The following is a 16847-nucleotide window of genomic DNA, read 5'->3' on the forward strand; positions in this document are numbered from 1 at the left end:
TTCATAACTCACAAGGAGGACTTAATGGCCGCTCCAAAGACAGTCCTTACGTACCCACTTAATGGTGCGCAAAGAGACTTCCCTATTCCGTTCGAGTATTTGGCTCGTAAGTTTGTCGTCGTGACCCTTATTGGGAAAACCCGGCAGGTGCTTACTCTGAACTCGGACTATCGCTTTACCGCTCGAACAACTATCACAACCACAAAGGCGTGGGGTCCTGGAGACCTCTTCACGAGCATAGAGCTTCGCCGGGTGACTTCGGCAACTGAACGCCTCGTGGACTTTGCGGATGGTTCGATTCTTCGGGCTTACGACTTGAACACTTCACAGGTTCAATCTCTGCATATCGCTGAGGAAGCCCGTGATTTGACTGCTGACACCATTGGCGTGAACAACGATGGAGACCTCGATGCACGGGGGCGGCGGATAGTAAACGTTGGTGATGGCGTTCTCGATGGTGATGCCGTGAGCATGGGCCAAACCCGCCGATGGGCTGAGTCCGCATTGAACCAAGCGAACCGGGCTGAGACTCAGGCGAACACCGCAATAACTCAGGCGGCCCAGGCAACGGAGCAGAATCGACAATCGCTGACCAATAACCAGCAGTCGTATACGAACCTGCAACGGACCATCGAGAACCGCCAACTGGCTGAGAATGCTCAGAAGAACTCTGAGGGCGCGCGCGACACTTCCAAGCAGTGGGCCGATGCGTCCGCCGCGTCTGCTGTTAAGTCCGAGACCAGTAACCAGCAAGCTCTGGTCAACAACCAGCAGTCGTATACGAACTCTGTGCGTGCGAAGACCGAAGCTGACCGGGCAAAGACCGAAGCTGACAAGCTGGGTAACGCAAACGAGTTCATGGGGACTCTCATTAACGTGACTGGAGGTGTTCCGAAGTTCAAGGACGCACTTCAGGTTGGCGGGTCTTATGGCGTAACGCTGCGTAAGGAGGACCTTCAAGACCCGGCCACGCCCTATGTGGTCCGTATGGTGCATAGTGCTGATGGTGCTGTTCGACTGATTGATGACCTCCGTGGTCGCGTCCGCGTGACGTACTCTACAGAGGGCCACTTGATCACTGGCAACAGCGTGGACGCAGGTGCTGATGTCCTTTCCCGCTCAGGTTCGTTCAGGTCGTATGCCGCATCTGAGAATGCCAATGCCCACTTGTGGTTTCACGGACCGGCTTCAACCCGTGCGGTGATCTATTCGGACCCACTGGGTCAGATTATGTTAGCGCCTGCGTACGCTATGCCGGGTTCTCCCGGTGCGACCATCCGCATCACAACGGGCGGCACCCTCGCAGGGGTTGAAGGTGTTGTGTTTGCCACAGGTAACTCCCTGCTTGGTGACGGCGATATCTACTCTACGGCGTACAAGGATCGCTCCCTGCGCTCTAATCTGCGGGCCTTCGATGCACCTCACCGCTTGCAACTCGTACAGCTTGCAACAGGGGCAGTTGGCAACGGGACCACCATCACCTTGACAGACGATGCGTGGAACTACGAGTCCTTCGGTGGGCTGTACCAAGGCACCGCTGGCGTCTATACGAGCGTTCAGGGGCTGCGAGAGCTGGCTAACATGCCGGTCAACACTCAGATGTACGTGACCCACTCGCCTAATAGCTATGTCCTGATGGCGTTCCGTGACACCAATACGGCTCAGCGCCGAGTGCTTCAGTTCGTATCGTTCGGGCCCAACTCCGGGTTTGCCAACTTCTACGGATTCAAGCGAGTTCCGTACACACCATAAGGAGGCTCAATGCTCGAACTTAATTTTAACGAGGGGGTGGTTCGCGCCACTCCTGTTGTTGCTGCGGCTGGTGCTGATGTAGCAAGCCGTTTTGCTGGTTTAACGATGTCCGACTGGTTCTATGCAGCGGCCATTATCTATTCGCTCACTCAATGCGCCGTCTTGGTCTACAAGACTGTGAAGGGGGTCCAAACAAAACAGGAGGTTTAATGTCGCAATCTATTCTCGAACAACTACTTGAGGCAATCGACACCGAGACCGGTAAGAATCTTTTGCGGGACCTAAAGAATCCCGAGCTACGAACCCCTCAGCTTTACAACGCCATCGGCAAGTATCTTGACCGTCACAAGTTCACCATCGCTAAGTTGCAACCTGATGCGTCCCTCTTGGGTGACTTGGCGGCTGCGCTTAACGAGGTCCCTGAGCTGACCGACGAAGAACTATACGGTCCAGCAACTCAGCACTAAGGAGCCATAACCATGACAACCCTTACCAAGGGTCTCTTGGGGCTTCTGTGTGCCTGTCTGATAGCCCTTGGGATTTACTTCAAAGGCTATCACGACTCTGACCAGAAACACCTTAAGGAGGCCGCTGAGACAGCTTTAGTCTACAGGCAGAAACAGGGGGAAGAACGTGAGCAATCTCAAAAGACTTTGGCTGACATCTCGAAGCAATGGCAGACGTATTTATCTGAACAGCCGAAAGTGGCTCAGAGGACTATTGATAGGTTGCGTAATGACAATATCAGCCTGCTCGTCAAACTTGGCGATGCCACTGTGCGTTCAGTCACAAGTTCAGGTAGACCCGTCCCTAATGGTTACGCCGAGCTACACACAGACACTTCTCGATTCCTTATCGAGCAAGCCCAACGATGTGACGCCCAAGTAGCGGGCCTGCAAGGAGTAGTTAAAGAACTGCAAAGGAGAAAGTAAATGGTCATTAATTTGAAGGAGTACCGCGACAAGAAAAGAGATCAAGCTAAGCAAGTGAAGTGGCCGGGTGATCCCGAGTGACCCGAACTGTTCGCACTGGCGAGCAGGACATAGCGTTACTGAAAAGGTCCTTTGTGGCCTTTTTGTTTGTCCTGTGGCGCGCTCTAAACCTCCCTAAGCCCACCAAGTGCCAGATAGACATGGCACGAACCCTCAGCGATGGAAAGCAGCGAAGGTTCATCCTGCAAGCCTTCCGAGGCATCGGCAAGTCCTTCATTACGTGCGCCTTTGTGGTCTGGAAGTTGTGGAACAACCCACAGCTGAAGTTCCTCATTGTGTCGGCCTCGAAGGAACGGGCAGACGCCAACTCCATCTTCATCAAGCGAATCATCGACCTGCTTCCGTTCCTTGCTGAACTGAAGACAGGACCCGGCCAACGGGATAGCTCCCTGAGCTTCGATGTGGGACCGGCCAAGCCCGACCACTCGCCCTCTGTAAAGTCTGTAGGCATCACCGGCCAACTGGCGGGGTCCCGCGCTGACATTCTTATCGCGGATGACGTTGAGGTCCCGAACAACTCCGCTACACAGTCCGCACGGGATCACCTGGGCGAACTCGTGAAGGAATTCGATGCGATCCTGAAGCCGGGTGAAGCATCCACCATCATCTACCTGGGCACGCCTCAGACTGAGATGACTCTTTATCGTGAGCTGGAAAACCGTGGCTATGTGACCACTATCTGGCCTGCGAGATATCCGAAAGACCAGAAGGACCGGGAGAGCTACGGCCATCGTTTGGCGCCAATGATCGCTAACGAGCTGGAAGCTGACGGGACCCTTTACTGGAAACCTACAGACCCTGTGCGCTTTGATGACACTGACTTGCGTGAGCGTGAGCTGTCATACGGGAAGGGTGGCTTTGCGCTTCAGTTCATGCTCAACCCGAACCTAAGCGATGCCGAAAAGTACCCGCTGAAACTGCGTGACTTCATCGTGGGCCGCTTCAGCCTCGATACAGCCCCTACGACCTTGCAGTGGTTGCCTAACGGTAACAACGAGGCCAAGGGCCTTCCTAATGTGGGCCTTAAAGGTGATCGGTTCCACCGCTACGAGACAGTAGGCCAAGCGTCCGCACCGTACTCCGCGAAGATCCTTGTGATCGACCCAAGCGGTCGCGGTAAGGATGAGACCGGCTATGCGGTCCTCTACATGCTCAACGGCTATATCTTCCTGATGGACTGGGGCGGATTCCGTGGTGGCTACGATGACAAGACCTTGCAGGCTCTGGCAGACATCGGTAAGCGCTTCAAGGTGAACGAGGTGATCATTGAAGGCAACTTCGGTGATGGTATGTACGTGAAGCTGTTCAGCCCTGTGATGACCCGTACGCACCGTTGCGCGGTCACTGAGGTGAAGTCTAAGGGCCAGAAAGAGCTACGCATCTGTGACGTGTTGGAGCCTGTACTGGGTAGCCACAAGCTGGTGGTCTCAGAGGATGTCATTACGCGGGACTATGAGACTGCCTTGAACATCGACGGCACGACTGACATCAAGTACAGCGGTTTCTATCAGCTTTCGAGAATCACGAAAGATAGGGGCTCACTGGCCCATGATGACCGACTTGATGCCCTGGCAATCGGCGTTCAATTCTTCACTGATTCCATGGAGAAGGATTCTGAGGTGGGAGCTTCGGAGATGCTTGAAGAGTACCTAATGCAGCACATGGAAGACCCGCTTGTGGGCTTCGAGGATCACCGACAAATGATGATTGGTGACGTGATGATGCAGTACGAGGAAGACGGAACGACCACCAATTACATGGGGTGGTGACTACTTAAAGGGGCCTTCGGGTCCCTTATTTTTCAGCTTTTGCCAGGGCTACAGGCCACGTCCTGCAAGGGCTCCAAAAGCACCCACTATAACCATAGGGAGGCTTAAAGTTACTCTCTCTTAGAGATACCTCTGAGACCTCTCTGAGACCTCCTGTTTGGGTGGTGGCTATCACCATCCTTACCACCTTCTCTATTAACAGCTCAAAGGAGGCTGAAGCATGATCACAGTAATGACTACTCGCTGGCAGACCTTTGTGGCTGTCGTTAAGGCCCTGGCGAAGCACCGGGCTACTTACAAATTCCTTGCGTTGCTCTTGGTGACTCTCGGACTTACTAAAGGAGGGCCATTAGTGGAAAGCCTCGGTAACGTGGTCTGCGTTATAGTGACTGGCGGGTGTGCTGAATGACCTCTTGATGGTCCCTTTGAGAATCTGACAGAAAAATCTGAATGACCACCTCAACTGTTCTACGCCACCAGTTCCCCCCGTGGCCCCTCTCGCGCCTGAGCCTTACCGCATGGGTGCGCCTGGGGTCCTTAACGTGCGTCCATGCGCCTCTGTAAGTTGGTCGTTTGGGCCCGCTGGGCTGTGTCAAGTTTGTACTAAGAGAGCCGCTAAGCCACTGATTCTATTGGGTTCGTAAAGAGTTCTTGCAGTTCTGCATGAACTGGCCCTTGAGGCCGTAGACGGCGGCGCCGACCTTGTAGGTCTTGCCATCGGCGGCGAGGGCGATACTGCTGGCGAGCAGGGAGAGGGCCGCCACGGCGGCCAAGGTTGTACCAAGTTTCATGAGGGGAACTCCGGTTATTGTTGTAGTGGGTCGTTCTCTAGCGTTTTTTCTTGCGCCACACGTCGATCAGTACTGCAAACACGATGATCAGGCCCTTGGCGACCTGCTGGTAATACGAGGAGACGCCGAGCAGGTTCAGCCCGTTGTTGATCACCCCGATCAACAGCGCACCAAACAGCGTGCCGACAATGCTGCCGGTGCCGCCCGACAGGCTGGTGCCGCCGATCACCACGGCGGCAATCGCATCCAACTCATAGGAAACCCCGGCCTGGGGCAGGGCCGAGGTGGTGCGTGCCGACAACACCACACCGGCCAACCCGGCGAGCAGGCCCGAGACCACGTACACCGAAAACATCACCTTGCGCACGCCGATCCCGGAGGTGCGCGCGCTCTTTTCATTACCGCCCACCGCGTACACATAGCGGCCGTAAGTGGTGTAGCGCAGCACCATCCAGAAGATCAGCGCAACCACCGCGAAGATGATGATCGGCACGCCAATCGGGCCGATCTTGCCGATGCCCAAGGCCAGGTAGGCGTCGGGCAGGTCGGTGATCGGGCTGCCGTCGTTGAGGATGAACGTCATGCCCCGCGCAATGCTGAGCATGCCGAGGGTGGCCACGAACGGCGGGATCGACAGGTTGGCGACCATAAAGCCGTTGACCACGCCGAGCATCGCCCCAGCGAACATCCCGGCACTCACCGCAGCCAGCAAGCCATAGCCCTGGGTTGCAACCATGGCGCTGCACAGCCCGGCAAAGGCCAGGATCGAGCCCACCGACAGGTCGATGCCCTTGGTCAGGATCACGTAGGTCATGCCCACGGCAAGGATGCCGTTGATGGAGGTCTGGCGCAGGATGTCCATCCAGTTGCGCCAGGTCATGAAGTATTCGCTGGAGAACGCCATCACCACGCACAGCAGAATAAACACCAGCGGCAGGCCGAAGCGGTCGAGGGACAAGCGCAGGCGATTGCGCGGCGCGGCAGTAATCGGTGCGGCGATGGTTTTGGCATTCATGAGGCAAGACTCAACAAGGCTTCCTGGGAAAGGGCGGTATCGGTGCTGATGGTTACCAGCCGGCCGCCCTTGAATACGGCGATGCGATCGCTCAGGTGCAGCAGTTCCGGCGCTTCCGACGACACCACGATGGCGGCACCTCCGGCACGTACGAACTGGTCGAGCAGGTGGTAGATCTCCTGCTTGGCGCCTTCGTCGATGCCGCGGGTGGGTTCATCGCACAAAAGGCACACCGGCTCGGTCGACAGGCACTTGGCGAGCACCACTTTCTGTTGGTTGCCGCCGCTCATGGATGCCACCGGCAGTTCCAGGGACGTGGTCTTGATTTGCAGGCGCTTGACCATGTCCTGGGCCAATTGGGTTTCCTTGCGCGCATTGATCAGCGACCAACTCGACAGGCGTTTGTAGGCCGATAGCGCAATGTTCGAAAGAATGCTGCCGGTGAGCACCAGGCCGCTGTCCTTGCGGTCTTCGGTGACCAGCGACACGCCGGCATTGATGGTCGCCTTGGGCAGGCCGATCGGCATCGGTTTGCCTTGCAGGGTGACACTGCCGGAATCCGCCACCGTCAGCCCGTAGATACAGTTGAGGAATTCACTGCGCCCCGAACCCATCAGGCCATAGATGCCGAGGATTTCGCCCTGGCGCAGTTGCAGGCTGATGTCGTGGAACTCGCCGTTGCGACTCAGGTTATCGACCTGCAGGCAGGTCTGGGCGGCGCATTCGCGACCGACCTTGTGGTCGATGCGCGTCAGCTCCTGGCCGACGATGCCGCGTACCAAATGGTCGCGATCGATATCGGCCATGCGCCCGCTTTCCACAAAGGCGCCGTCGCGGAAGATGCTGTAGTCATCGGCGATCTGCGCCAGTTCGCTCAAACGATGAGACACATAGACGATGCCGGCGCCACGCGCGGTGAGGCGGCGAATGGCCTTGAACAGGGTTTGCGCCTCGCGCTCGCCGATGGCCGAGGTGGGTTCGTCCATGATCATCACCTGGCAGTCATGGCTGAACGCCTTGGCGATTTCCACCAGTTGGATCTGCGCCACGCTCAGGCGGTGCATGAGGCAGGTGGCGTCGACGTCGAACTCCAGGCTTTCCAGCAGCTCGCGGGTACGGCGGTTCAAGGCCTTGTTGTCGACGATGCAGCCGGCATGCCTTGGTTCGCGGCCCAGCCAGATGTTTTCGGCGACGGTCATATAGGGAATGGGTTCCAGCTCCTGAGTGATCATCGCGATCCCCGAAGTCAGGGCTTCACTCGGGCGGTTGAACTGCACGGGTGAGCCGTTGAGCAGGATAGTGCCCGCATCACGCTGGGTGATGCCCATCAGGATGCTCAGGAAAGTCGACTTGCCTGCTCCGTTGCCACCGCACAGGGCGTGGACGCTGCCGGCCCGCAGAGAGAGGCGCCCGTCACGCAGGGCAGGGATCCCGGCGTAAGCCTTGGCGACGTGTTCAGCCTGGAGCAGTAATGGCGTGGCCATCGGCGTGTCCTCGTGCTGTGAATTCTTATTAGGTCACACAGTCATGCATGTTTCGCTGTGATCATATGTTTACCAAATGAAATTCTGATCAGTCAATCTCTTTCACTGAAAAGATGTGATTCTCATGTATAGCGTGAATATGGCGTTTTTAAAGGGGTTTGACTGGGAGGTCAGTTAAAACTCGCTTGACATAAGGGGCTTGATGTCCGAGAAATGACTGAGAGAAATTTCACTTAATGATCATATGATCAGCCATAAGTACGATCACGGCAGCGGAGCCAGACGCCATGAACACACTTTTTCCGGTAGCTATCGGATGCGATGAAGCGGGTTTTGAGCTCAAGGAGCTTTTAAAGCGCCATATCGAGGCGCTGGGGCATCCGGTGACGGACTTCGGCACCCATTCCACTGCGCCGGTGCTGTATCCGGACATCGCGTTGGCGGTGGCCAATGCGATCAACGCCGGGCAACAAAGGCTGGGCGTGCTGGTGTGCGGCACAGGGATCGGCATGGCAATTTCGGCGAACAAGGTACTGGGCATTCGTGCGGCACAGGCCCATGACACCTATTCGGCGGAGCGGGCGCGCAAGAGCAACGATGCGCAAATCCTGTCCATCGGTGCGCGGGTGATCGGCGCCGAGCTGGCTAAAAGCATCGTCACCTCATTCCTGGCATCCGAGTTCGAGGCGGCGCGTTCCGGGGCCAAGGTCGAGCGCATTAATGCGATTGAGCGTGATGGGCATCAGTAGTGGACGGGACGGGGCAAGAGTCGGGAGAATGCGCCTTTGACGCCGAAACGGAAGCCCGTCCCCATGAGTGACAGTACCCAGCGCATGGCCAGCGATATCGATCAGATGACCGAAGTGGCGATGCTCTATTACCTCGAGAACGTCACTCAGGAAGCCATCGCCAAACGCTTCGACCTGTCGCGGGCAAAAGTCAGCCGCCTGCTCAAACGTGCGCGGGATGAAGGGATTGTCGAGGTGCGTGTGTTGCAGCACCCGGCGATGAACAATGAGCTGGAGCAGGCGTTGGTGGAGCGTTTCAAGCTCGACCGCGCCTTGATCGCCGTCGACCACAGTGATCCCGACACCCAGCGCTCGGCCGTCGCCAGCCTGGTAGCCAACTACCTGAATAAAACCCTCAGCGACGGCATGATTGTCGCGGTGGGCATGGGTCGTAACGTTGGCGCGGTGGCCGATAACGTATTCCTGCCGGTGACGCGCAATTGCACATTTGTCTGTGCGATTGGCGGCTCGCTCAAGGCTGGCGAATACATGAACCCCGACCATATTTGCCGCCGCCTGGCCCTGCGCTTCGGCGGCGAGAGTGAAAGCCTGTATGCCCCGGCCCTGGTGGCCAACCCGGAACTGCGCGGCGTGCTGATCAATAACGACACGGTGCGTTCGACCCTGGATCGCGCGCGACGGGCGGACATCGCGTTGATCGGCATCGGCGACATGAGCGAAAACAGCAACATGGTGCGTATGGGCTGGTTCTCACCCCAGGAAATTGCCCAGGCGCGGTTGTCCGGCACAGTGGGCGACATGATGGGTTATGACTTTATCGATATTCACGGCCAGCCGACGGTCAACGCCATTCAGGGGCGGGTGATCGGGTTGACGGTGCAGGAGTTGTTCCGGATTCCGGACGTGGTGGCGATTGCCAGCGAGAACACCAAGGCGGCGGCTACGCTGGGCGCGTTGCGGTCCGGGGTGATCAATACGTTGGCGACGACGGTGACTAATGCGCATACGATTTTGGCGTTGGATGATGCGACGCGTAAGTCCTGACACGACGCAGGTCAAAATTGATCGTTCCCACGCTCCGCGTGGGAATGCTGCCCTTGACGCTCTGTGTCACCCTGGCGACAGGGTTTAGTCCGGGACGCAGAGTGTCCAAAGAGGCGCTCCCACGCGGAGCGTGGGAACGATCAGTGTGTTGGTTTGCACAGATTTTGTAATAGTTTTGCGTTGTAGGAAATTTGTATTTCGACTGTACGATTCAAGTCCTTTTGTTATTGCAGGATTTGCATGAACACCCTCTCGGAGCCTCCCAGTCGTCTTTCCCCAAGACATCTGCTGCCGCTGTTCCCGCTGAAGCACCCCGTATTCCGACTGCTAGTCTTGTCTCGGTCCCCTGATCGCACATTGCCGTGTCCGGCATTCTGAAACCTAGATAGAGATTTTAATAAATGGAATGGTTAGCGGATCCAACGGCCTGGCTAGGCCTGTTGACCTTGATTGTGCTGGAACTGGTGCTGGGCATCGACAACCTGGTGTTTATCGCGATCCTGGCGGACAAGTTGCCACCGGAGCAGCGTGACCGTGCGCGGTTGATCGGTTTGTCCCTGGCACTGCTGATGCGCCTGGGGCTGTTGGCGAGTATTTCCTGGTTGGTCACCCTTACCCAACCGTTGTTCGAGGTGTTCGACAAGAGCTTCTCCGGCCGTGACCTGATCATGCTGTTTGGTGGTGTGTTCCTGTTGTTCAAGGCCACCATGGAACTGCATGAGCGCCTCGAAGGCCATGTGGCCCAGCGTAGCGGCAACGTGGCGTATGCGATGTTTTGGCCAATCGTGGCGCAGATCGTAGTGCTTGACGCGGTGTTCTCCCTCGACGCGGTGATTACCGCCGTGGGCATGGTGGATGAGCTGGCGGTGATGATGATCGCGGTGATTGTGTCCATCGGCCTGATGATTGTCGCGAGCAAGCCGTTGACCCGTTTCGTCAACGCGCACCCGACGGTGATCATGCTGTGCCTGGGCTTCCTGATGATGATCGGTTTTGCCCTGACCGCCGAAGGCTTGGGCTTCCATATTCCGAAGGGTTACCTGTACGCCGCCATTGGTTTCTCGATCCTGATTGAGGTGTTCAACCAGATCGCCCGGTCCCGTCGCAAGAAATCCGCGCAAGGCGTGTTGCCGGTGCGTGAGCGTACCGCCCATGCGGTGATGCGCTTGCTCGGCGGCCGCAGCCTGGCGGTGGAAGAGGTAGGTGAAGAGGTGGCCGACCTGTTGGGCGAGACGGATGCGGCGCAAGGCCCGCTGTTTGACCGGCGTGAGCGCGTGATGATCAGCGGCGTGCTGCAATTGGCCGAACGGCCGATCCGCACCCTGATGACACCACGGGCCAAGGTTGACTACATAGACTTGGCGGACGATCCCGACAGTATCCGCCTGAAACTGATGCATTCGTCCTACTCGCGGCTGCCGTTGATCCGCAACGGTGCCGTTGATGAACCATTAGGCTTCGTGCACAAGAAGGAATTGCTCAAGGAGTACCTGGGCGGTAACGAGCCGAACCTGGAACACCTAGCGCGCCGGGCAATCAACCTGCTGGAGAGTTTCTCGATCCTCAACGCCCTGGAGCAGATGCGCCAGGAATCGACCCACATCGCCTTCGTAATCAACGAATTCGGTGACTTCGTGGGTGTGTTGAGCATGACCGACATCCTTGAATCCATCGCCGGCGAGTTGCCGGACGCCAGCGAAATCGAAGGGCCGGATATCGTCGAGGAGGGTGATGGCTTTCGCGCCAATGGTGCCTTGAACCTTAATCAGATTCGTCAGCGCACGGGTTTCAAGGCCGTCGCGACTGAGGACTATCAGACCTTGGCCGGTTTGGTGATGAGCCTGCTGGACCGCTTGCCGAGGGTGGGCGATAGCCTGGAGCATGAGGGTTGGCGCCTGACGGTGGCGGCGGTGGAGGAGCGTCGGGTGACGCAGGTGGCTTTGCGGCCTTGCGACGTGCATAGCGCCTGAAGGTCTTCTGTACAAACTGCGCTTGTTCTTCCTCGGGGCCAAAACCCTTGAATTTTTCCTTCAGGGTGCCGCCGAGGAAGATCAGCAGTGTTGGGGTGCCCGTGACCTCCGGGTGCCTCGGCGTCTGGGCGCAATCCAGTATCAGGCTCACCACGCCTTTGTACTTGCTGGCGATCTCATTGAACAACGGTCCCGCAGTCGAGCAGGCCGGGCAGTGATCCGAGACAAACAGGAGAAACACGGGCCGTGATGTACTCAGTACCCGTTGATATTCCTCGGCATTGGCAATGGTTGCAGTCGCATATCCCATGACAGTATTCCTCCTGGACGGCGCGGGTTTTTGCCAACGCTAAGCCCGGGAATTTCACACGTCTACTGTCAACCTTCACAGGTCCCCCTCGCGCTCCACGCGTTCGCGCGCCTGACTCGCGCATTTCCTGTACTCCTCATTGTTCCGGGACGCCTTGGTCCGGCAATAGCCGTGGTGATGTTGGCTGCTGTAGTCAGTACCCAAGGCATCCTTGATGCTTGGCCAGCTCTTCTTTGCATTCGCGAAGGTCGTCAACGATGACGCAGGAAACCAGCATAAACGCGGCGCCGGGACGTTTTTCGCCAGCAAGCCGCCTCCCAAAGGGGACCGTGTACAACCTGCATCAAGGTTAGCCAGGCCTGACAAATCGCGCCCTGCATTGGTGCGCAGTAACACCGTTGCGGCGCACTCGTATGGAACTGTCACCACAGCCTGAGGCCTTGGGTAGCAATCTGATTCCAGATGCTGGCGTAACGCTGCCTTGCACTTATTAATTTATCTATTTGATTTATAACGAATTCAATCCCTCCATATTTTTCTGTCAGCGCCTATGGCACACTTTCTGCTATCTATTCCGTTGTTACATACTAAGTTCCGGTATAGCGGAATACACAACTCCTGGAGTGCTTGTCATGCATCACCGACCTTCCGTGTTTAAAGCGTGTGTTTTTCTCTTCGCCGCATCGGCTTCCCTCGCAAGCGTCGTGCACGCGGCGGACAGCAAGCTCGATGATGTGCTCAAGCGTGGGCACCTGATCGTGGGTACAGGCAGTACCAATGCGCCGTGGCACTTCCAGGGAGCGGATGGCAAGTTGCAGGGTTTTGATATCGACATCGGCCGCATTGTGGCCAAGGGTTTGTTTAACGACCCAAGCAAGGTCGAGTACGTGGTGCAGTCATCCGACGCGCGCATTCCCAACCTGCTGACCAACAAGGTCGATATGAGTTGCCAGTTCATCACCGTCACCGCCAGCCGTGCGCAGCAGGTGGCGTTTACCCTGCCGTACTACCGCGAAGGCGTGGGCCTGCTGCTGCCGGCCAATAGCAAGTACAAGGAAATCGAAGACCTGCAGGCCGCCGGTGACGGCGTCACTGTGGCCGTGCTGCAAAACGTCTACGCCGAAGAACTGGTGCACCAGGCGTTGCCCAAGGCCAAGGTCGACCAGTACGACAGCGTCGACCTGATGTACCAGGCCGTAAACTCCGGTCGCGCCGATGCCGCTGCTACCGACCAGTCTTCGGTCAAGTACCTGATGGTGCAGAACCCTGGCCGCTACCGCAGCCCAACCTACGCCTGGAGCCCGCAAACCTACGCGTGTGCCGTCAAGCGTGGCGATCAGGACTGGCTGAATTTCGTCAACACCGCGCTGCATGAAGCCATGACCGGTGTGGAATTCCCCACCTACAAGGCCTCGTTCAAGCAGTGGTTCGGTGTCGACCTGCCAGAGCCCGCGATTGGTTTCCCTGTTGAATTCAAGTGATTCGTAAAAAACCGGGGTGCCCGTCAAGGCGCCCCAACTAGGTACTGTTGACCATGAACTATCAGTTGAACTTTGCCGCCGTGTGGCGCGATTTCGACACCTTGCTGGCGGGGCTCGGTCTGGGCCTGCAACTGGCACTGCTGTCGATCGCCATCGGTTGCGTGATCGGCCTGCTGATGGCATTTGCCATGCTGTCCAGGCACCGTGCGCTGCGAATTTTCGCCTCGGTGTATGTGACGGTGGTGCGCAATACGCCGATCCTGGTGTTGATCCTGTTGATCTACTTCGCGCTGCCCAGCCTGGGCATTCGCCTGGACAAAATCCCCTCGTTCATCATCACGCTGTCGTTGTACGCCGGTGCCTACCTGACCGAAGTGTTCCGCGCCGGGCTGTTGAATATCCCCAAGGGCTTGCGCGAAGCCGGCTTGGCCATCGGCCTGGGCGAGTGGCGGATTCGTGCGTATATCACCGTGCCGGTGATGTTGCGCAACGTGCTGCCAGCGCTGTCGAATAACTTTATCTCGCTGTTCAAGGACACCTCCCTGGCGGCCGCGATTGCGGTGCCCGAGCTGACCTATTACGCCCGCAAGATCAACGTCGAAAGCTACCGGGTGATTGAAACCTGGCTGGTCACGACCGCGCTCTACGTGGCTGCCTGTTACCTCATCGCCATGCTGCTCCGGTACCTGGAACAGCGTCTGGCGATCCGTCGTTAAGGAAGGTTTCCATGTACGAATCCCCCAGCTGGTTGCATGAGTTGTGGATCGCCCGGGAAACCCTCTGGGCGGGCTTCCAGGCCAGTGTGTCTGTGTCGGCGCTGGCGATTATCTTTGGCACCCTGATTGGCATCGTCGCCGGGTTGATCCTGACCTACGGCAAGTTCTGGATGCGCGCGCCGTTCCGCCTGTATGTCGACCTGATCCGTGGCACGCCGGTGTTTGTGTTGGTGTTGGCGTGTTTCTACATGCTCCCGGCGCTCGGTTGGCAGATCACCGCGTTCCAGGCCGGTGCCGTCGGGCTGACGTTGTTCTGCGGCTCCCACGTCTCGGAAATCGTGCGCGGCGCGCTGCAAGCCCTTCCCCGTGGTCAACTGGAAGCGGGCAGGGCGATTGGCCTGACGTTCTACCAGTCGCTCGGCTACGTGCTGTTGCCCCAGGCGCTGCGGCAGATCCTGCCGACGTGGGTCAATTCCTCCACGGAAATCGTCAAGGCTTCGACCCTGTTATCGGTGATCGGCGTGGCCGAATTGCTGCTGAGCACTCAGCAGGTGATCGCGCGCACCTTCATGACCCTCGAGTTCTATCTGTTCGCCGGGTTTCTGTTTTTTGTCATCAACTACGCCATCGAGTTATTCGGGCGCTACATTGAAAAGCGGGTGGCCTTGCCATGAACCAACCTCAAACAACCCAACCGCTGCTGAACATTCGCGGGCTGCGTAAACAATACGGCCAGGTCGAAGTGCTCAAGGGCGTCGACCTGTCCATGCAGCGCGGCAATGTCGTGACGTTGATCGGCTCCAGCGGCTCGGGCAAGACCACGCTGCTGCGGTGCGTCAACCTGCTCGAAGAGTTCCAGGGCGGGCAGATCACTTTGGACGGCGAGTCCATCGGCTACAGCGAAATCGCCGGCAAGCGTGTGCGTCATCCCGAGCGTGTGATCGCCCAGCACCGCGCGATGACCGGCATGGCGTTCCAGCAATTCAACCTGTTCCCGCATCTGACCGCGTTGCAGAACGTCACCCTCGGTCTGCTCAAGGTCAAGAAGATGGGCAGGGACGAAGCGGTGGCCCTCGCTGAAAAGTGGCTGGACCGCGTCGGCCTGCTGGAGCGGCGCAACCACTTCCCCGGCCAGTTGTCCGGCGGCCAGCAGCAGCGTGTGGCGATTGCCCGCGCGATTGCGATGAACCCTAGCCTGATGCTGTTCGACGAAGTCACCTCGGCCCTCGACCCGGAGCTGGTGGGTGAAGTGCTCAGCGTGATCAAGGGCCTGGCGGAAGAGGGCATGACCATGTTGCTGGTCACCCACGAAATGCGCTTTGCCTATGAAGTGTCCGACAAGATCGTGTTCATGAACCAGGGGCGCATTGAAGAGCAGGGCACGGCGAAGGACATCTTCGAACGGCCGCAGTCGCCGCGCCTGGCGGAGTTTCTGAAGAACATTCGTTTTTAATTTTCACTCAAGGAGAACATTTTATGAGCATTACTCGTTACGGCACCGGCAGCACCGCCGGCGGCGGCCAGCCACGTCCTTTCGCCCGCGCGGTGGAAGCGGACGGCTGGCTCTACGTCTCGGGCCAGGTGCCGGCGGTGGACGGTGAAATCATCAACGGCGGCATCGTCGAGCAAACCCGCCAGACCCTGCGCAACGTGGTGGCGATTCTTGAAGAGTCTGGCTACGAACTCAAGGATGTGGTGCGCGTCGGTGTATGGCTGGAAGACCCACGGGATTTCTGGAGCTTCAACAAAGTGTTCGGCGAATACTTCACCCCGGAACACGCCCCGGCGCGGGCCTGCGTGCAGGCCAACATGATGGTGGACTGCAAGGTCGAGATTGATTGCGTGGCCTACAAGAAAAAAGGCTAAATGATCGTTCCCACGCTCCGCGTGGGAACGCCGCCCTGGACGCTCCGCGTCCGCTTTTGTGACGCAGAGCGTCACGGTATGCATTCCCACGCAGAGCATGGGAACGATCATCTGCAACGGGACCAAACACCGCCATGACCGAAGACACCATCAAACGCCGCGCCAAAGGCCTGGACCGTGCATTCGATATCCTCGATTTCCTCAAGGAAATCGGCCAGCCCCTGCGCCCGAATGATATTGCCAGCGGCATCGGCAGCCCGAAATCCACCGTCTACGAACTGGTCGCTTCCCTGCTGGAACGGCGCATCCTGGAGACGGTGGGCAAGGACGGTCACGTCTACCTTGGCCGCCAGTTGTACTTCCTCGGCCAGGCGCACCTGCGCCATTTTGATCTGACCCGCGAAGCCGACCACGCCTTGCAGGAGATCGTTAGCCAGACCCACGAAACCGCGCAAATGTGCCTGCTCAACGGGCGCAAATACACAGTGGCGCTGATGCGCGAAGGCGAGCGGCATTTCCGCATCTCGTCTGACATCGGCGAAAACGCGCCGATCCCGTGGACCGCGTCCGGGCGCCTGTTGCTGGGGCACTTGAGCGACCAGCAAATTATCGACCTGATCGACCACGACGACTTCATCCTGCCGGACGGCCAGCGCCTTCAGCTGGAGACCTTCCTCGCGCAAATCCGTCAGGCCACCCTCGATGGCTTCTTTTCCTTCGACAGTGTGGCCGACACCTTTACCCATTGTTTTGCCGCCCCGGTCCGGGACGCGCAGGGCATCAGCATTGCGACCCTGTGCATCGTCGCCCCACGGGCCGATGCGCTCAAAAACTACAACGACTATCGCCGGGTGTTGATCGAAAGCGCCAACAACCTGGCTCGTCGCATCAACGAATAGGAGCTTTTG

At 58.0% G+C, this 16847-nt stretch carries 17 protein-coding genes and 2 pseudogenes; 15 read left to right on the top strand and 4 right to left on the bottom strand.

Going from position 1 to position 16847, the window contains the following annotated elements; translation table 11 throughout:
• Positions 1-24: 24 nt before the first annotated feature.
• The 6 genes from ACR52_RS28950 to ACR52_RS31950 all read left to right on the top strand — a co-directional run bounded on the left by ACR52_RS28950 (position 25) and on the right by ACR52_RS31950 (position 4922).
• Positions 25-1752, top strand: coding sequence for a phage tail fiber domain-containing protein (locus ACR52_RS28950; RefSeq protein WP_053221265.1), 1728 nt, complete (start codon positions 25-27; stop codon positions 1750-1752).
• 9 nt (positions 1753-1761) lie between these two features.
• On the top strand, positions 1762-1962 hold the full coding sequence (locus tag ACR52_RS27355) for a phage holin family protein (protein ID WP_048731312.1): 201 nt from the start codon (positions 1762-1764) through the stop codon (positions 1960-1962).
• Positions 1962-2219, top strand: coding sequence for a DNA packaging protein (locus ACR52_RS27360; protein ID WP_048731313.1), 258 nt, complete (start codon positions 1962-1964; stop codon positions 2217-2219). Before ACR52_RS27355 ends, ACR52_RS27360 begins: the two co-directional genes overlap by 1 nt.
• Before the next feature lie 12 nt (positions 2220-2231).
• A complete protein-coding gene (locus ACR52_RS32030; RefSeq protein ID WP_048731315.1) occupies positions 2232-2684 on the top strand; it encodes a hypothetical protein in 453 nt (150 codons plus the stop codon).
• A gap of 134 nt (positions 2685-2818) precedes the next feature.
• Complete coding sequence (gene terL, locus ACR52_RS27370) at positions 2819-4513, top strand: phage terminase large subunit (RefSeq protein WP_236692215.1); 1695 nt, start codon at positions 2819-2821, stop codon at positions 4511-4513.
• A gap of 232 nt (positions 4514-4745) precedes the next feature.
• On the top strand, positions 4746-4922 hold the full coding sequence (locus ACR52_RS31950; protein WP_408003359.1) for a gp19.5 family protein: 177 nt from the start codon (positions 4746-4748) through the stop codon (positions 4920-4922).
• A 229-nt stretch (positions 4923-5151) separates the two neighbouring features.
• Here ACR52_RS31950 and ACR52_RS30715 read toward each other — a convergent pair.
• The 3 genes and pseudogenes from ACR52_RS30715 to ACR52_RS27385 all read right to left on the bottom strand — a co-directional run.
• A pseudogene (locus ACR52_RS30715) lies at positions 5152-5304 on the bottom strand (substrate-binding domain-containing protein); the annotation flags it as partial.
• A gap of 37 nt (positions 5305-5341) precedes the next feature.
• A complete protein-coding gene (locus ACR52_RS27380; protein ID WP_048731320.1) occupies positions 5342-6319 on the bottom strand; it encodes an ABC transporter permease in 978 nt (325 codons plus the stop codon).
• A complete protein-coding gene (locus ACR52_RS27385; RefSeq protein ID WP_048731321.1) occupies positions 6316-7803 on the bottom strand; it encodes a sugar ABC transporter ATP-binding protein in 1488 nt (495 codons plus the stop codon). Before ACR52_RS27385 ends, ACR52_RS27380 begins: the two co-directional genes overlap by 4 nt.
• A 287-nt stretch (positions 7804-8090) precedes the next feature.
• Between ACR52_RS27385 and rpiB the strand changes: the two genes are divergently transcribed.
• The 3 genes from rpiB (at position 8091) to ACR52_RS27400 (ending at position 11566) form a co-directional block, all read left to right on the top strand.
• A complete protein-coding gene (gene rpiB / locus ACR52_RS27390) occupies positions 8091-8552 on the top strand; it encodes a ribose 5-phosphate isomerase B (RefSeq protein ID WP_048731322.1) in 462 nt (153 codons plus the stop codon).
• A gap of 63 nt (positions 8553-8615) precedes the next feature.
• A complete protein-coding gene (locus ACR52_RS27395; RefSeq protein WP_048731323.1) occupies positions 8616-9596 on the top strand; it encodes a sugar-binding transcriptional regulator in 981 nt (326 codons plus the stop codon).
• Positions 9597-9997: 401 nt separating this feature from the next.
• On the top strand, positions 9998-11566 hold the full coding sequence (locus ACR52_RS27400; protein ID WP_048731325.1) for a TerC family protein: 1569 nt from the start codon (positions 9998-10000) through the stop codon (positions 11564-11566).
• A gap of 19 nt (positions 11567-11585) precedes the next feature.
• Here the strand turns inward: ACR52_RS27400 and ACR52_RS29975 are convergent.
• Positions 11586-11876, bottom strand: a pseudogene (locus ACR52_RS29975) (thioredoxin family protein); the annotation flags it as partial.
• A 632-nt stretch (positions 11877-12508) separates the two neighbouring features.
• On the opposite strand from ACR52_RS29975, the gene ACR52_RS27405 reads away from it, so the two are divergent.
• The 6 genes from ACR52_RS27405 to ACR52_RS27430 all read left to right on the top strand — a co-directional run bounded on the left by ACR52_RS27405 (position 12509) and on the right by ACR52_RS27430 (position 16838).
• On the top strand, positions 12509-13357 hold the full coding sequence (locus ACR52_RS27405) for a transporter substrate-binding domain-containing protein (protein ID WP_048731327.1): 849 nt from the start codon (positions 12509-12511) through the stop codon (positions 13355-13357).
• Positions 13358-13410: 53 nt separating this feature from the next.
• Positions 13411-14073, top strand: coding sequence for an amino acid ABC transporter permease (locus tag ACR52_RS27410; protein ID WP_017737242.1), 663 nt, complete (start codon positions 13411-13413; stop codon positions 14071-14073).
• An 11-nt stretch (positions 14074-14084) separates the two neighbouring features.
• Positions 14085-14747, top strand: a complete 663-nt coding sequence (locus ACR52_RS27415; RefSeq protein ID WP_048731331.1) for an amino acid ABC transporter permease — start codon at positions 14085-14087, stop codon at positions 14745-14747.
• The gene (locus tag ACR52_RS27420) at positions 14744-15526 is read left to right on the top strand and encodes an amino acid ABC transporter ATP-binding protein (RefSeq protein WP_048731332.1); all 783 of its coding nucleotides are present in this window, start codon (positions 14744-14746) and stop codon (positions 15524-15526) included. The genes ACR52_RS27415 and ACR52_RS27420 overlap by 4 nt, the downstream gene beginning before the upstream one ends.
• 23 nt (positions 15527-15549) lie before the next feature.
• Positions 15550-15939: a RidA family protein gene (locus ACR52_RS27425; protein WP_048731333.1), complete on the top strand. Its 390-nt coding sequence runs from the start codon at positions 15550-15552 to the stop codon at positions 15937-15939.
• 134 nt (positions 15940-16073) lie between these two features.
• Positions 16074-16838, top strand: coding sequence for an IclR family transcriptional regulator (locus ACR52_RS27430; protein ID WP_048731335.1), 765 nt, complete (start codon positions 16074-16076; stop codon positions 16836-16838).
• The last annotated feature ends 9 nt before the right edge of the window (positions 16839-16847 follow it).

It is taken from the genome of Pseudomonas fildesensis, assembly GCF_001050345.1.
GTDB classification, from domain to species: Bacteria; Pseudomonadota; Gammaproteobacteria; order Pseudomonadales; family Pseudomonadaceae; genus Aquipseudomonas; species Aquipseudomonas fildesensis.

What these genes read in the sequence shown, in the direction of transcription:
- ACR52_RS28950 (WP_053221265.1), top strand. Translation starts at nt 25, where the DNA reads ATGGCCGCTCCAAAGACAGTCCTTACGTACCCACTTAATGGTGCGCAA.
- ACR52_RS27355 (WP_048731312.1), top strand. Translation starts at nt 1,762, where the DNA reads ATGCTCGAACTTAATTTTAACGAGGGGGTGGTTCGCGCCACTCCTGTT.
- ACR52_RS27360 (WP_048731313.1), top strand. Translation starts at nt 1,962, where the DNA reads ATGTCGCAATCTATTCTCGAACAACTACTTGAGGCAATCGACACCGAG.
- ACR52_RS32030 (WP_048731315.1), top strand. Translation starts at nt 2,232, where the DNA reads ATGACAACCCTTACCAAGGGTCTCTTGGGGCTTCTGTGTGCCTGTCTG.
- ACR52_RS31950 (WP_408003359.1), top strand. Translation starts at nt 4,746, where the DNA reads ATGACTACTCGCTGGCAGACCTTTGTGGCTGTCGTTAAGGCCCTGGCG.
- ACR52_RS27380 (WP_048731320.1), bottom strand. Translation starts at nt 6,319, where the DNA reads ATGAATGCCAAAACCATCGCCGCACCGATTACTGCCGCGCCGCGCAAT.
- ACR52_RS27385 (WP_048731321.1), bottom strand. Translation starts at nt 7,803, where the DNA reads ATGGCCACGCCATTACTGCTCCAGGCTGAACACGTCGCCAAGGCTTAC.
- rpiB (WP_048731322.1), top strand. Translation starts at nt 8,091, where the DNA reads ATGAACACACTTTTTCCGGTAGCTATCGGATGCGATGAAGCGGGTTTT.
- ACR52_RS27395 (WP_048731323.1), top strand. Translation starts at nt 8,616, where the DNA reads ATGAGTGACAGTACCCAGCGCATGGCCAGCGATATCGATCAGATGACC.
- ACR52_RS27400 (WP_048731325.1), top strand. Translation starts at nt 9,998, where the DNA reads ATGGAATGGTTAGCGGATCCAACGGCCTGGCTAGGCCTGTTGACCTTG.
- ACR52_RS27405 (WP_048731327.1), top strand. Translation starts at nt 12,509, where the DNA reads ATGCATCACCGACCTTCCGTGTTTAAAGCGTGTGTTTTTCTCTTCGCC.
- ACR52_RS27410 (WP_017737242.1), top strand. Translation starts at nt 13,411, where the DNA reads ATGAACTATCAGTTGAACTTTGCCGCCGTGTGGCGCGATTTCGACACC.
- ACR52_RS27415 (WP_048731331.1), top strand. Translation starts at nt 14,085, where the DNA reads ATGTACGAATCCCCCAGCTGGTTGCATGAGTTGTGGATCGCCCGGGAA.
- ACR52_RS27420 (WP_048731332.1), top strand. Translation starts at nt 14,744, where the DNA reads ATGAACCAACCTCAAACAACCCAACCGCTGCTGAACATTCGCGGGCTG.
- ACR52_RS27425 (WP_048731333.1), top strand. Translation starts at nt 15,550, where the DNA reads ATGAGCATTACTCGTTACGGCACCGGCAGCACCGCCGGCGGCGGCCAG.
- ACR52_RS27430 (WP_048731335.1), top strand. Translation starts at nt 16,074, where the DNA reads ATGACCGAAGACACCATCAAACGCCGCGCCAAAGGCCTGGACCGTGCA.